The 14,079-nt window shown below is 38.7% G+C and carries 16 protein-coding genes; 13 read left to right on the top strand and 3 right to left on the bottom strand.

The window, feature by feature from the left end; translation table 11 throughout:
• The first annotated feature begins 4 nt into the window (after positions 1-4).
• The 11 genes from ACIP9G_RS07665 to ACIP9G_RS07615 all read left to right on the top strand — a co-directional run bounded on the left by ACIP9G_RS07665 (position 5) and on the right by ACIP9G_RS07615 (position 10,252).
• Positions 5-1,375 carry an ethanolamine ammonia-lyase subunit EutB gene (locus ACIP9G_RS07665; RefSeq protein ID WP_401018626.1) on the top strand — a complete coding sequence of 457 codons (1,371 nt, stop codon included), beginning with the start codon at positions 5-7 and terminating at the stop codon, positions 1,373-1,375.
• 9 nt (positions 1,376-1,384) lie between these two features.
• The gene (gene eutC / locus ACIP9G_RS07660) at positions 1,385-2,407 is read left to right on the top strand and encodes an ethanolamine ammonia-lyase subunit EutC (protein ID WP_401018625.1); all 1,023 of its coding nucleotides are present in this window, start codon (positions 1,385-1,387) and stop codon (positions 2,405-2,407) included.
• A gap of 10 nt (positions 2,408-2,417) precedes the next feature.
• A complete protein-coding gene (gene eutL, locus ACIP9G_RS07655; RefSeq protein WP_401018624.1) occupies positions 2,418-3,068 on the top strand; it encodes an ethanolamine utilization microcompartment protein EutL in 651 nt (216 codons plus the stop codon).
• Positions 3,069-3,083: 15 nt separating this feature from the next.
• Positions 3,084-4,574, top strand: coding sequence for an aldehyde dehydrogenase family protein (locus ACIP9G_RS07650; protein ID WP_401018623.1), 1,491 nt, complete (start codon positions 3,084-3,086; stop codon positions 4,572-4,574).
• A 16-nt stretch (positions 4,575-4,590) separates the two neighbouring features.
• Positions 4,591-4,869: a BMC domain-containing protein gene (locus tag ACIP9G_RS07645; protein ID WP_024363388.1), complete on the top strand. Its 279-nt coding sequence runs from the start codon at positions 4,591-4,593 to the stop codon at positions 4,867-4,869.
• A gap of 100 nt (positions 4,870-4,969) precedes the next feature.
• Entirely contained in the window at positions 4,970-5,557 is a 588-nt protein-coding gene (locus tag ACIP9G_RS07640) for a phosphate propanoyltransferase (RefSeq protein WP_401018622.1), read from the top strand.
• Positions 5,558-5,572: 15 nt separating this feature from the next.
• Positions 5,573-6,442, top strand: a complete 870-nt coding sequence (locus ACIP9G_RS07635; RefSeq protein WP_401018621.1) for a phosphate propanoyltransferase — start codon at positions 5,573-5,575, stop codon at positions 6,440-6,442.
• A 36-nt stretch (positions 6,443-6,478) separates the two neighbouring features.
• The gene (locus ACIP9G_RS07630; protein ID WP_401008073.1) at positions 6,479-6,763 is read left to right on the top strand and encodes a EutN/CcmL family microcompartment protein; all 285 of its coding nucleotides are present in this window, start codon (positions 6,479-6,481) and stop codon (positions 6,761-6,763) included.
• Positions 6,756-7,097, top strand: coding sequence for a BMC domain-containing protein (locus ACIP9G_RS07625; RefSeq protein WP_401018620.1), 342 nt, complete (start codon positions 6,756-6,758; stop codon positions 7,095-7,097). Before ACIP9G_RS07630 ends, ACIP9G_RS07625 begins: the two co-directional genes overlap by 8 nt.
• Before the next feature lie 11 nt (positions 7,098-7,108).
• Positions 7,109-8,053, top strand: a complete 945-nt coding sequence (gene mdh, locus ACIP9G_RS07620) for a malate dehydrogenase (protein ID WP_401018619.1) — start codon at positions 7,109-7,111, stop codon at positions 8,051-8,053.
• A 702-nt stretch (positions 8,054-8,755) separates the two neighbouring features.
• Entirely contained in the window at positions 8,756-10,252 is a 1,497-nt protein-coding gene (locus ACIP9G_RS07615; RefSeq protein WP_401018617.1) for a carboxypeptidase M32, read from the top strand.
• A 311-nt stretch (positions 10,253-10,563) separates the two neighbouring features.
• Here the strand turns inward: ACIP9G_RS07615 and ACIP9G_RS07610 are convergent, their stop codons facing one another.
• The 3 genes from ACIP9G_RS07610 to ACIP9G_RS07600 all read right to left on the bottom strand — a co-directional run bounded on the left by ACIP9G_RS07610 (position 10,564) and on the right by ACIP9G_RS07600 (position 12,600).
• Positions 10,564-10,659, bottom strand: a complete 96-nt coding sequence (locus ACIP9G_RS07610) for a putative holin-like toxin (RefSeq protein ID WP_219818977.1) — start codon at positions 10,657-10,659, stop codon at positions 10,564-10,566.
• Positions 10,660-10,807: 148 nt separating this feature from the next.
• Positions 10,808-11,638 carry an endonuclease I family protein gene (locus tag ACIP9G_RS07605; RefSeq protein ID WP_401018616.1) on the bottom strand — a complete coding sequence of 277 codons (831 nt, stop codon included), beginning with the start codon at positions 11,636-11,638 and terminating at the stop codon, positions 10,808-10,810.
• Positions 11,638-12,600 (bottom strand): S8 family peptidase, encoded by a 963-nt coding sequence (locus ACIP9G_RS07600; protein ID WP_401018614.1) that lies wholly within the window; start codon positions 12,598-12,600, stop codon positions 11,638-11,640. Before ACIP9G_RS07600 ends, ACIP9G_RS07605 begins: the two co-directional genes overlap by 1 nt.
• A gap of 712 nt (positions 12,601-13,312) precedes the next feature.
• On the opposite strand from ACIP9G_RS07600, the gene ACIP9G_RS07595 reads away from it, so the two are divergent.
• Positions 13,313-13,699 carry an iron chaperone gene (locus tag ACIP9G_RS07595; protein WP_401018613.1) on the top strand — a complete coding sequence of 129 codons (387 nt, stop codon included), beginning with the start codon at positions 13,313-13,315 and terminating at the stop codon, positions 13,697-13,699.
• A 216-nt stretch (positions 13,700-13,915) separates the two neighbouring features.
• Positions 13,916-14,074 (top strand): hypothetical protein, encoded by a 159-nt coding sequence (locus ACIP9G_RS07590; RefSeq protein WP_167395904.1) that lies wholly within the window; start codon positions 13,916-13,918, stop codon positions 14,072-14,074.
• Positions 14,075-14,079 lie beyond the last annotated feature (5 nt).

The following is a 14,079-nucleotide window of genomic DNA, read 5'->3' as shown; positions in this document are numbered from 1 at the left end:
GAGGATGAATGTGAATCTATCGGTGATATTTGGTGGAGAAAAATATAAATTTCATTCATTAAAAGACGTAATGGCTAAGGCCAATGAAGAAAAATCGGGAGATCGGCTAGCGGGTATTGCTGCTGAAACCGTACAGCAACGAATTGCAGCAAAAGCTGTGCTAAGTGAATTACTAGTCAAGGATATACGAGAGAATCCTTTAGTTCCTCCAGAAAATGATGAGGTCACACGCATTATTGAAGGGGATATCAATGAACAAATTTACGGAGAAATAAAAAATTGGAGCATTGAACAACTTAGAGAATATATTTTATCGAATGATACAGGAGATCGAGAGTTAAAGCGCTTAAGTAAGGGCATGAATTCAGAAATTATTGCAGCTGTTACAAAGCTTATGTCTAACTTGGATCTTGTTCATGCGGCCAATAAGGTAGAAATACTCTCAACGTGCAATATTACGATTGGGCAAAAGGGTACGCTTTCCTCAAGACTACAGCCCAACCACCCAACAGATAATATTGACGGGATTATTGCTTCTTTAAAAGAAGGATTGTCTTATGGAATAGGCGATGCCGTTATTGGCATTAACCCTGTAGACGATTCTGTCGAAAGCGTTAAAAAAGTTTTACATGCTACAAAAGAATTTATTAATGATTGGTCGATTCCTACACAGAACTGTGTATTGGCTCATATTACAACACAAATGAAGGCCATTAAGCAAGGGGCGCCAGCCGATATGATTTTCCAAAGTATTGCTGGTACTGAAATTGCCAACCGCTCGTTTGGTATTTCTGCAGACTTAATTCGAGAAGCAGAGGAGCTTGTGAAAAAACAAGGAACGGGAACTGGCCCTAATTTATTTTACTTTGAAACAGGGCAAGGCTCGGAGCTTTCGGCAGAAGCACATATGGGCATTGACCAAGTAACATTGGAATCACGCAATTATGGATTCGCAAGACATTTTAATCCTTATATTGTCAATACAGTTGTTGGTTTCATCGGTCCTGAGTATTTGTATAACAACAAACAAGTTATTCGAGCAGGGCTAGAAGACCACTTTATGGGTAAAATGCACGGCATTCCAATGGGAGTAGATATTTGTTACACGAATCATATAAAGGCAGACCAAAATGATGTAGAAGATTTAAGTGTGTTACTAACCGCAGCAGGCGTGAACTTTATTATTGCAGCACCTATGGGAGACGATATTATGTTGAACTACCAGTCAATGAGTTTCCATGATGTTGCAACGTTGCTTCAAACATTTGGTAAAAAACCGGCGCCCGAATATTTAGCTTGGTTAGAAAAAATGGGCATTTACGAAAATGGGCGACTTTCAGCTAGAGCTGGCGATTTATCGATATTTGAAAGGTAGGTGAGACCATTGAATGAACAGCTAGTATCCATGATTACGCAGCTTGTTATGGAGAAAATGAAAATGAGTAACGATACATCAAACAATTTATCTGAAGAAATAACTACACCGACTGTAGAACAGAGAGAACCACTTATTAAGTTCTATGAAACAGCAGTTAATCATTCTGAAGCGCTACCAAATCCAATTGCGACATCAGATCAACCATTAATTAAGCTTTACAATCATGCATCATCTACACAAGAATATTCGCACAGTGCAACGATTGAAGACCATCCTTCTACAGCGGAACCTGCTAAGGCATTTCAGTTTGAAGCGGAAACTATATCTGAAAGTGTACAAGCGGCAAAAAAACATACACCTGCAAGAATTGGTGTAGGTAGAGCAGGAACAAGGCCAAAAACAAAAACTTGGTTGAAGTTCCGCCTCGATCATGCAGCAGCAGTAGATGCCGTATATGGAGAAGTGACAGAAGAGCTATTGCAAAAATTGAATGTCTTTCAAGTAACAACACGAGTAACTGATAAAGAAGAATACATTACTAGACCGGATTTAGGTCGTCGCTTATCGGATGAAGCGAAAGCACTTATTCAATCATCATGCAAAGCACGTCCAACAGTCCAAATCATTATTTCTAACGGCTTAAGTGCGAGTGCGATTGAAGAAAATGTACAGGATGTTTATTTAGCATTACAGCAAAGTCTTAGCAATTTAAATATTGAAATAGGCACTACTTTTTATATAGATAAAGGGCGTGTTGCCTTAATGGATGAGATTGGCGAACTATTGCAAGCAGAGGTCATTGTTTATTTAATTGGTGAACGTCCTGGGCTTGTGTCAGCTGAGTCGATGAGTGCGTATTTATGTTATCAGCCGAGAATGGGCACAGTCGAAGCGGATCGAATGGTTATATCAAACATTCATAAAGGTGGTATTCCGCCACTTGAGGCAGGTGCTTATTTAGGTACAGTCGTTCAAAAAATATTGCAATACAAGGCTAGTGGCGTAAATCTTGTCGCTAAAGAAGGTTAGGAGGGAAGTAATGAATCCTCAAAAAATAATGGCTGAAATTTTGGCAATGCAGATGATTCCTAGAGTGAATAGAGAATTAGCAGCACAGCTTGAGCTAAAGCCAAATCAGCATAGCATTGGGCTGGTCACACTAACGATTGATGATGTCGGATATGTGGCATTAGACGAAGCGACGAAAAAAGCTGATGTGGCTGTCGTTTATGCAAAAAGCTTTTATGCAGGTGCGGCACATGCGTCAGGCCCATTATCTGGTGAAATGATTGGCATTATTGCGGGAAGCTCACCAGACGAAATTCGCAGTGGGTTGGAAGCAATTGAACAAAAGATTCAATTCGATACTTATTTTGAAGCAATTAATGGCAATGAAAGCCATGCTCTTTTTGCGCATACTGTTGCAAGCTGTGGAACCTATTTGGCCGAGCTAGCAGATGTGAAGGTTGGCACTGCACTCGCTTACTTAATCGCACCACCAATTGAGGCGGTCGTTGGTTTAGATGCCGCTTTAAAAGCAGCGGACGTAGAGCTAAAACTATTTTTTGGACCACCTTCAGAAACTAACTTTGGTGGTGGCATAGTAAGTGGCAGTCAGTCTTCATGTCAAGCTGCTGCAGACGCTTTTAGAGAAGCAATAGAAAATGTTGCGAGAAATCCCGTTATTTAGAAAGGAGGCGGCTTTATGGCTTCTTTAGATAAAGATTTATTAGCCATTCAGGAAATGAGAGATGCCGTTAGACAGGCAAATACAGCACAAGCAGCCTATATGCAATTTTCACAGCAACAAGTGGATACTATTGTAAAGGCTGTGGCGGATGCCGCATTTAAAGAGGCAGAACGATTAGGCAAAATGGCTGTACAAGAAACAGGGATGGGTATCCCAAATCATAAAAAAATGAAAAATGAAGTTGCTTCTAGAGATGTTTATGAAGATATAAAAGATTTAAAGACTGTTGGTGTAATAGGCTCTGATCGTATAAAGAAAGTTACAGAGATTGCTAGCCCGTTTGGTGTTATTGCAGGTATTGTGCCAACAACGAATCCTACTTCAACTGCCATCTTTAAAACACTTATTTCATTAAAGACGAGAAATGGTCTTGTTCTGAGCCCACATCCTTATGCTGTTAAATGTACAAAGGAAGCTTTAGATATTTGTAGAGTGGCGGCGGAAAAGGCTGGAGCACCAGAAGGGTTGTTGCAATGTTTAACAATGTCTTCAATGGAAGCGACGCAACAATTAATGAAGCATCCTAATATTCATTTAATTTTAGCAACGGGTGGCGGTGCATTGGTAAAAGCGGCATACAGCTCTGGAAAGCCTGCGTATGGAGTAGGGCCAGGAAATGTGCCGGCTTATATCGAAAAATCAGCCAATATCCAAAAAGCTAGTCGTCAGCTTGTACAAAGCAAATCGTTTGATAATGGCACAATTTGTGCAACAGAGCAGGCCATTATCGTGGATAAAGCTATTGCAGAGCAAGTTTTAGCAGAGTTAAAGAAACAGCATGCGTATATTTTAAGTGCAGAAGAGAAGTTGAAGATGGAGAAGCTGATTTCTCCTGTGCCAGGAAAAGTAAACCCACAAATTGTTGGGAAATCAGCAGTGAGCTTGGCCAATTTAGTCGGAATTGTCGTGCCAGAAGAGACGAAAGTACTTGTTGGGTTGGAGACGATGATCGGTAAAAATATTCCATTTTCACTGGAAAAGCTTTCACCGATATTTGCGTTCTACACAGTAGAGGACAGCACAGAGGCTAAACAAGTGATGATCGATCTACTGAACATAGGGGGACGAGGTCATTCATGCTCAATTCATACGGAAAATGCAGCGTTAGCAGAGCAGTTTTCGCTGGATTTACCAGTGTCGCGTATTGTCATTAACACATTATCTTCGATTGGTGCAGTTGGCGGTACGACTGGATTAGCCCCATCCTTTACATTAGGCTGTGGTACATTTGGCGGCAATATTACGTCCGATAACATTACAGCTAGACATTTATTAAATATTAAGCGTATGGCATATGGCATTAAAGATGTTGAGGTGCCAAAACCGGAATTCGATATAGAGCCGGTAGTAGAGAATATCAAGGCGCAAGCACCATCACTAGATACAGAAGTGGTGCAACAAATTGTCGATCAAGTATTAAAGCAAATCACATTACAAACTAAATAATTTGGAGGAATGACAAATGAGTACAGCATTAGGAATGGTAGAAACAAAAGGTCTTGTAGGAGCAATTGAAGCGGCGGATGCAATGGTGAAGGCTGCAAGTGTTAATTTAGTTGGAAAAGTACATGTTGGTGGCGGAATTGTCACTGTCTTAGTTCGAGGCGATGTAGGCGCAGTAAAAGCAGCAACGGATGCAGGTGCAGCAGCAGCTCAACGTGTTGGAGAACTTCTATCTGTGCATGTAATTCCACGCCCGCATAACGAACTAGAATTAATCTTGCCAAAAGCAGAAGCTTAATTACAGCTTTGAAAGGGAGGCATTCATCTCTTACTGTAGATGGAGATGAATGCCTGCCATCAGCAAAAAATAATTGTTACTAGATTTAGAGGTGGCTAACTTGAACATAAAATCAAACGCTTTTCCAGTTGCCATTTCAGCTCGTCATATACATGTAAGTGAAGAGGATTTACAAGCACTATTTGGTCCAAACGCAACGTTGACGAAGGATTTTGATCTTTCTCAGCCAGGACAGTTTGCAGCAAAAGAGCGTGTTTCTATTGAAGGACCAAAAGGTGTTATTCACAATGTGCGTGTATTAGGACCTGTTAGAGCAGCAACGCAAGTGGAAATTAGTCGAACAGATGCAATGAAATTAGGTTTAACCCCTCCTGTAAGGCAATCGGGAGATATCGCAAATTCAGCTAGCATCAAACTAATTAATCAACGACAAGAAATTATGATAGAGCAGGGAGTCATTATTGCACAAGCACATATTCATATGACAGAAGAAGATGCGCGAGTATTTGAAGTCAACAATAATGAATTAGTCTCTGTAGAAGTTGACAGTGAAAGACCTGTAACATTCCGCGGCGTAGTCGTGCGTGTATCGAATGATTTTAGCTTAGAAATGCATATCGATACAGATGAAGCGAATGCAGGCTTTATTGAACAGCAAGCAAAGGGAAGAATTGTTAAATCATTTTAATAAGGAGGAGGTTTGATGCAGGAACAATTAGTGCAAAAAATCGTTGAAGAAGTTTTACAGCAAGTATTAAAAAATCAGCCTTCCCCACCAGATGACGGTAAAATTCCTATCGGTGTATCAGCTCGACATGTTCATCTTGCACAGGCAGAAGTGGAGCAACTTTTTGGCGAAAATTATCAATTAACGCCAAAATTTGAGCTGTCACAGCCAGGCCAATTTGCAGCTGAAGAAACGGTAGTTATTGCTGGACCTAAAGGCTCTATTGAAAGGGTTCGCATATTAGGTCCAGCACGCGCTTTAACACAAGTGGAAGTTAGCTGGACAGATGCGATGAAACTTGGCGTCAAGCCACCATTAAGAGTATCTGGAGATATTAAAGGCTCAAGCCCTGTTACGCTAATTGGACCAAAAGGTAGTGTCGTACTAACAGAAGGCCTCATTATTGCACAAGCTCATATTCATATGTCACCTGCAGATAGTGTGAGATTCCAAGTAGTGGATGGGCAGTCAGTGCAAATCAACGTTCAGGGAATACGGCCTATTATTTTATCCAATGTGATTATTCGCGTGTCTGAACGCTATCGCTTGGAAATGCATATTGATACAGATGAAGCAAATGCAGGCTTGATTCAACAAGGCGCTTTTGCTGAAATCGTCAATGGCCAAGCGATTGAACCGATGACTGCGAAAGAACGCCCTGTAGTCGTAAAGCAAACGCCGGAAAAACAATCGATTTATCATTTTGAAAAAAAGCTCCTTTCACAGGTGGAAGTGCTTGAAATAGAAGCTCAAGAAATTGTTGTGCCGAAAAGAACCATCGTAACAGCGCTAGCTTATGACAAAATAAGAGAGTTGAATAAAAAATTAACGATTCGCTCTGAATAATAAGTATTATCCAGGCAACATAAAGAGGGTGAGTTCATGCAGATGGGAAGAGTGATTGGAAGCGTTTGGGCAACACGCAAGGAAGAAGGGTTGAATGGCTTAAAGCTATTAATTATTCAACCAATTGACTCTAATCAGCAACCAATTCGCACGGAAATGGTTGCGGCTGATCGCATAGGAGCAGGCATTGGCGATGATGTGCTCATTACGAGTGGGGGATCATCCCGTTATATTATGAAAGATAATCCACTTCCTATTGATGCAGTTGTAATAGGTATTATAGATTCAACAGATGTTATGCGAGGTGAGGACAATGAGTAGTGCAATTGGCATGATAGAAACAAAGGGATTAGTAGGCTCTTACGAAGCAGCAGATGCGATGATTAAGGCATCTGATGTCACGATTGTCAAACAAGAATTTGTGGATGGTGGTATCGTGACCATCGTCGTAAAAGGTGATGTTGGATCGGTACAAGCAGCAGTCGATGCTGGCAAAGAGGCAGCTAAGCGCGTTGGAGAATTGTTAAGCGCTCATGTCATTCCTAGACCTGACGAAGAAGTATTCAACATGATTAAAGGACCAGAAACGCCAAAGAAAAAAATAGCACCAACCCCCGTGCGTGCTAAAAAAACGACAGAACCTACGGACAATTGAGGTGAAGCATAATGGCATTTCGCAAAAATAAAATTGCTGTTATTGGAGCTGGTCACACTGGTGCAACATTAAGCTTATTCTTGGCACAAAAGGAATTAGGTGATGTAGTGTTGCTAGATATTCCAGAAGCCGAAAATCCCACAAAAGGAAAGGCACTGGATTTATTACAAACAGGACCGATTGAAAAGTTTAATGTATCTATACATGGAACGAGTAATTATGAGGATATTGCAGGTGCATCTATCGTTATTATTACGGCAGGTATACCTCGGAAACCAGGAATGAGTCGAGATGATTTAGTTACAACAAATGCTAAAATCATTCAGCATGTTTCGAAACAAATAAAACAGTATGCCCCTAATAGCATTGTAGTCGTTTTAAGCAATCCTGTTGATGCAATGACTTATGTTTGCTATAAGGAAACAGGCTTTCCCAAAAATCGTATCATCGGACAATCTGGTGTGTTAGATACCGCGCGATTTAATGCATTTATAGCGCAAGAGTTACAAATTGCTCCCGAAGATGTATCAGGGTTTGTATTAGGTGGACATGGTGATGAAATGGTGCCATTAATCCGCTATTCCTATGCAGGGGGCATCCCATTAGAAAAGCTTATCCCGCAACATAGACTACAGCAAATCGTCGAACGTACACGTAAAGGTGGCGGCGAAATTGTTGGTTTATTAGGAAATGGCAGTGCTTATTATGCACCAGCAGCAGCCTGTGCTCAAATGGTCGAAATTATTATGAAGGATCAGCGAAAAATTATTCCTTCGATCGCCCTGTTAGAAGGGGAGTACGGCTACAATGATTTATTTTTAGGTGTACCGACGATTTTAGGCGGCAATGGCATTGAATCGGTCATTGAATTACACCTGACACATGAAGAAAAAACGGCACTCAATCAATCAGCAGAAGCCGTTAAGCAAGTATTACAAATTTGCCAAAACATTTAACTAGTATCTTTTAATTTATATAGCGTTTCCCCAACGATATATAAATTGTTTTAAAATATGTTTGATTGGAAACCGAACATGAACATGAACGTGAAAACTAGTTGAAATCCCCAATTTAAAATAGAGGCTCCCTTCATATAGAAGGGAGCTACTTTTATTTGAAATAATTATAGAGACTATTACCGATATTTGCGTAATCGCCTGAAGAACTACGCAAACCGCCAATAGAATCATAGAAATCGCCGGTAAACCTATGAAAACCGCCGATTAACCTACCGAAATCGCTGGTAAGGTATGGGGAGATGCAATCTAGCGGGAGTCTCCGTGGATTATTACTCGGCTAGTCATTAATTACCAAACTGGCAGTCTATATAGATTTCAATTGTCAGAATTGTTTGGGTGACTGGCACAGAAGAAGGCTATGACCGCTACAATGCCCAAGGTTAAAAAAGCCACTATCCGTGATATTTCAGTCGCAATGTATGAAAGTAGTAATCCCAACAAACCTCCAACAATAAAATACCAGAAATATTTCATTTGAAACCCTTTTTTCTTTTTTAGTAGTCTCTAGGTGATTTTTATTATACAAAGATTTCATTAAATTTTCAGGAGAGCTTTTCTTCAAAATTCAAAAGTCCAAAATATACAAAATATTCGAAAATATGCTAAACTAATAAGGTGAAAAAAGGGGGATGATTGGATATGACTGTACAGCAATTTACAGACTATGTGAAAAAAATGCAGCACTATCAGGAAGCGCTAGGTGTGATGTATTGGGATATGCGCACTGGTGCTCCTAAGAAGGGATTAGCGCAGCGTTCAGAAGTAGTGGGCACATTATCGGCCTCCTTATTTGATATGCAAACGAGTGAACAATTAGGGAAACTACTAACTGCTTTAGAAGCACAAAAAACAGATCTTGATTATGTTACACGACGTTTAGTGGAGGAAGTACGCAAAAATTACGATCAAAATAAAAAGATTCCAGCTGAAGAGTATAAAGAATATGTTATTTTACAAGCGAAAGCAGAAACGGTTTGGGAAGAAGCAAAAGCAACGAATAATTTTGCGCAATTTTTACCTTATTTAGAGGAAATCATTCAATGGCAAAAGAAATTTATTCAATATTGGGGCATTAAAAACGGCTCTACATACAATACGTTACTCGATTTATATGAACCAGATATGACTACCGATGTGCTAGATCAAGTATTTGGTGAATTACGTGAAACGATAGTGTCACTTGTACAAAAAATCGCAGCTTCTCCGAATAAACCAGATACAAGTATGTTATTTAAACAATTTCCGAGAGAAGCACAGCGAGCATTATCATTAGAAATGCTTGAACATCTTGGCTATGATTTTGATGCGGGTCGCTTAGATGAAAGTGTCCATCCATTTATGATTGGCATTAATCATGGGGATGCGCGTATTACAACGAAATATGATGAGAATGATTTCCGTTCGGCCATCTTTGGCACAATTCATGAATGTGGGCATGCCATGTATGAGCAAAATATTGATGCCAAACTTGCTGGTACACCGTTAGCAATGGGAACATCGACGGGCATCCATGAATCGCAATCACTATTCTATGAAAATCTTGTCGGACGAAATGAAAAGTTTTGGGAGCATAACTATGAACGCTTGCAAAAGCATTCGCCAGAACAGTTTGGAGATATCCCTTTAAGTGATTTCCTTCGTGCCATTAATATGGTAGAACCATCGCTAATTCGCATTGAAGCGGATGAGCTAACGTATCCACTGCATATTATGATTCGTTACGAAATTGAACGTGATTTGTTCAATGGAGACTTGCAAGCCAAAGATCTTCCAGAAGTGTGGAATGCAAAGTATGAAGAATACTTAGGCATCCGACCTGACAACGATGCGAAGGGCGTTTTACAAGACGTGCACTGGGCAGGGGGGATGTTTGGTTACTTCCCATCCTACGCACTAGGGATGATATATGCAGCGCAATGGAAGCATGCGATGGATAAAGATATTCCAAACTTCGATGACTTACTTGCAAATGGCGAGCTCCTGCCAATACGTGAGTGGTTAACGGAGAAAGTACATCAATACGGTGCGCTGAAAAAGCCGTTCGAGCTATTACAAGAGGCGACAGGTGAAGGCTTAAATGCCAAGTATCTTGCAAACTACTTACAAGAAAAATATACAAAGCTCTATCAGCTATAAAAAACAAGCGATTTCTCTACAATGAGAAATCGCTTGTTGCTTTACCAAAGCTTATAGCATTTTTTGAGACTGCTGGTGAGTTAGAGATAATAAAAAAAATGGAATTATTTAAGCGAATATAATTAACGCTATTAATTACAAGTCAAGATTTAAAGTATTATCCTTGGAGATTCAAAAATATGTAAAAATACCAATATAGACCAGCGATAGTTTCGATTAAAGGTAATGACATTGTTCGGATTTGGATGATTACATTAAAGGCGATTGGCATGCTAGTAATTCACCCTATCCTGTAAGATATAGAGGGTGATTTACTTTTTTTTTGAAAAAGTAAATGACAACGCAAGAATCGTTACAATAAGTGTAGCGAAACTAAACATGAGCGTTATAGACTCATAAACTGTCATTGGAACCATCTCCTTTATTTTCGTTTGAAACGAATTTTTGGAATAAAAGATGACCAATCACCCTTAATATCTCGATCTACTACATGTAGAAATCATACCTTTATTGGCGTTTAATATTAAAAAAGCGAACACTAATTCTTTTGTACGATTATAAGGGAATTAGTGTTTTTTTATTTGTTACGATACATTCTGCAATCCCTGGAAAATCAATAAATGGATTCCGATTGCCTTGAAGTTCATGGATAGCTAGGTTGCGATGCTTTTCATAGATAGATACTGGAAAAGATTGATGCCATTTTAACAATAAGAAGATATTCTCTAGTTCTTTTTTTATTATGTTTGGATAGCGAATTAGGAAATAGAGTGTTGCTCTAGCAACGATTCCTTTGCCGTATTCTGGTTCGAATTTACTTTCTTCAGCTTTGCCGCAGCCATCTTTGATTCCTAAAATTAATCCTTCAGGGACATAATCATGGAAATCATAATAAGGGTAGTTGCTGCGACTACTATTGCAAGTAGGATTGCAGGCGAATAAATGATGCAAGTCTCCTCTCATTGGTTCTTTTTTATCGAACCATGATTGAGGCACTACATGTTCACAGTTAAATAGATTATCCGATAAGATGCTTATTAACCCTTTTGCCTGCATTTCGTGGAGCCGAACGTCCTCCTCTATGACAGAAAGGGGATCCATCCTTTGTCCAGAATAAAGACTTTTTAATGAACCGTTTTCCTGTAAATCAACCCATGGGTACACATAACGGTGCGGGCTGTAGTTTAACTGATTTGTATGTGTTTTTTTGAGCAATGTGTGAAGGCTGTCTAAAAGAGTAGTATTCGTGAATGAAATGCTATGATAGTATTGATTTCTGACTTCCTTATCTTTCTTTTCATCATAATAGGGTCGATTTTCCTGATAGTTTAAAAAGTCTGACTTGGCCGTTTCCCATTCACAGTATAGCAAATCTAGTTTTTCCATTATATTTTCAACGCCTGTCCAGATAATTTTTGGTTGAATACATCCGATAAGTATTCCTCTGTTGTTAAGTACAGCATTCCGTTGCCTTCGAGTTTTGGCGAGTTTCCTAAAGGAATCGTTCTTTTTATTAATTGTGCATACAGCTCAGCCTCTGTCAGATTTCGCTCAAAGTTTCTGTTGGCATTCTCTTTTATGAGTGCAAGTGCACCAGATATATGCGGTGTTGCCATCGAAGTTCCGCTTAGTTTTGCATAAGTTCCGTTTAAATACGTTGAAAGGATTTCTTCACCTGGGGCTACTAAGTCGACTTCATTATTCGAATTTGAAAAATAAGAAGATCTGCGTTGCAGGTTAATGGAACCGACGCTGATGACTTCATTGTAGCAGGCAGGATAGGCCAATTCATTTGAAGAACTCTGTCCATCTCCCTCATTACCAGCAGCACAAACGACTAGTATTTGATTAGTGATTGCGTTTTGAATAGCTTGGTGTAACTCAGGTACATCGACAGATCCTCCGAGGCTCATGGAGATGATATCCACCCTTTGTTCAACTGCATAGTTAATACCATTTATGATCCAGTCGTATTGCCCTGATCCATTTTTATCAAGCACTTTTAAAATCAATAAACTTGCCTCAGGTGCAACACCAACTACTCCTGTGTAGTTATTGATTGCAGCAATTGTGCCAGCTACATGGGTTCCATGGCCATTATAATCGATGTATCGATCAGGTTGTCCATCATCATCATGAGTGAAATTCCACCCACCGATAATACGGCCACTCAAATCAGGATGGGTGACGTCGCAGCCTGTGTCCAATATTGCAACAGTAATCCCCTTCCCTTTAGAATTTTCCCAAACTTTTGGTGCTGCAATAAGTTCAATACCTTCTGGCACCACTTCGACCACTTCGACCACTTCATTCACTTGAAACGGAATTAAATGTAACTTTTGCTTCATTTGTATCCCTCCTGAAAGAAATTAGGTTTTAAGTGTATTATTGGTAATTACTAATATTCTAACAATTCTGAATTTTGATTAACAGTTACAATAGACGTGTTTTTATCTAAAATATCAGATTTTTAATAGTGAAAATAGTATTGGTATCTATTAGTCAATATTGCATGATAACATCTTAAAGATTGTGGATGTTTGTACTTAAAATAAACTGCATTGGAGAAGTTGAAGTTCATGGAACAGTTGATGCTTATAAAGGTATAATTAATACGTTTCCATAAACTTTCTAAAGATACAACATTAGCTGAAATAGAAAATCTATTCTCTACGCTATTTCACGATGGTGAAAAGGGCTATAAAAATCCAATACAATGCGTTGGTAAAATTACAATTCGAGCAAAAAAGAAAATGGTGAAATTGTATTTTTAGGATAGAAATTTTGTTGGAAGAAGGACACGATTGAGGGGAAAATGGAATTTAAAGTTTTCAATAAAGGGCCATTAAATTGAGAAACATATTTTAAAGAATATTGTTAAGGGCAAAAGAAAATGTGAGGATTTTCATTTAAACAAAATGGACCAAACATATTTAAATCAATTCATCAATAATAACTTTGAAAAAATTGGGGAGAGTGAGAAATAGATAAAGAATATTTACTTTAATATAAAAGTGTTTTAAAATTCTTTAAATACTTAAATTTACAAGGAGGCATATTATGGAACAAAACATTCCTGAATCAATTGATGAATATATTTTACAATATCCTCAAGAGATTCAAGAAATATTAAAAACAATAAGAAAGGTTATAAAGGAATCAGCACCAAATGCCGAGGAAAAAATAAGTTACCGAATGCCTACTTTTGTATTAAACGGAAATCTGGTACATTTTGCTGCATACAAAAATCATATAGGCTTCTACCCAACTTCAAGCGGGATTAATAATTTTCAGGATGAATTATCGGGATATAAAACCTCTAAAGGTGCAGTTCAATTCCCAATTGAAAAACCCATCCCTTATGGATTAATTAGTCAAATAGTAAAATTTAGGGTTGCTGAAAACCAAAGTAAAGTGGAAGGGAAAATGAAAAGAAATAATTTGTAGATGGCAAATTTCCCTTTGTTTATGAACTGTAACAAAAATCATAATAACAGGATTTTTCAACAATCGGCGCGATTCTATAATATGGATCAGCGCTCGTTTTCATTAGAGGGTTAGATTATTGAATAACATGCTTTTGTAAATGTAACTAGACGATTCTTTGGGTGCTTTTTTCATCTAACATTGTAGTATAGTTAAATGTAAAAGGGGGGACAGAGGATGGATAACCAATATTTCGTAGGTTGGGGTACATTGGCATTGATAAATGCTGCACTTGCACAAGGGAAAAATAGAACGGGGTTAAATTGGTTCTTACTTTCACTTGTATTAGGTCCATTGGCAACACTAATTTTGTTATTTGTTGAAAAGAGACAGTAACACGT

The organism is Lysinibacillus sp. NPDC093197 (assembly GCF_044754025.1).
GTDB lineage: Bacteria > Bacillota > Bacilli > Bacillales_A > Planococcaceae > Lysinibacillus.
This window is presented reverse-complemented; position numbering and strand designations above follow the sequence as displayed.

Coding starts and splice junctions, on each gene's coding strand:
- ACIP9G_RS07665 (WP_401018626.1), top strand. CDS start 5: ATGAATGTGAATCTATCGGTGATATTTGGTGGAGAAAAATATAAATTT.
- eutL (WP_401018624.1), top strand. CDS start 2,418: ATGAATCCTCAAAAAATAATGGCTGAAATTTTGGCAATGCAGATGATT.
- ACIP9G_RS07650 (WP_401018623.1), top strand. CDS start 3,084: ATGGCTTCTTTAGATAAAGATTTATTAGCCATTCAGGAAATGAGAGAT.
- ACIP9G_RS07645 (WP_024363388.1), top strand. CDS start 4,591: ATGAGTACAGCATTAGGAATGGTAGAAACAAAAGGTCTTGTAGGAGCA.
- ACIP9G_RS07635 (WP_401018621.1), top strand. CDS start 5,573: ATGCAGGAACAATTAGTGCAAAAAATCGTTGAAGAAGTTTTACAGCAA.
- ACIP9G_RS07630 (WP_401008073.1), top strand. CDS start 6,479: ATGCAGATGGGAAGAGTGATTGGAAGCGTTTGGGCAACACGCAAGGAA.
- ACIP9G_RS07625 (WP_401018620.1), top strand. CDS start 6,756: ATGAGTAGTGCAATTGGCATGATAGAAACAAAGGGATTAGTAGGCTCT.
- mdh (WP_401018619.1), top strand. CDS start 7,109: ATGGCATTTCGCAAAAATAAAATTGCTGTTATTGGAGCTGGTCACACT.
- ACIP9G_RS07615 (WP_401018617.1), top strand. CDS start 8,756: ATGACTGTACAGCAATTTACAGACTATGTGAAAAAAATGCAGCACTAT.
- ACIP9G_RS07610 (WP_219818977.1), bottom strand. CDS start 10,659: ATGACAGTTTATGAGTCTATAACGCTCATGTTTAGTTTCGCTACACTT.
- ACIP9G_RS07605 (WP_401018616.1), bottom strand. CDS start 11,638: ATGGAAAAACTAGATTTGCTATACTGTGAATGGGAAACGGCCAAGTCA.
- ACIP9G_RS07600 (WP_401018614.1), bottom strand. CDS start 12,600: ATGAAGCAAAAGTTACATTTAATTCCGTTTCAAGTGAATGAAGTGGTC.
- ACIP9G_RS07595 (WP_401018613.1), top strand. CDS start 13,313: ATGGAACAAAACATTCCTGAATCAATTGATGAATATATTTTACAATAT.
- ACIP9G_RS07590 (WP_167395904.1), top strand. CDS start 13,916: ATGGATAACCAATATTTCGTAGGTTGGGGTACATTGGCATTGATAAAT.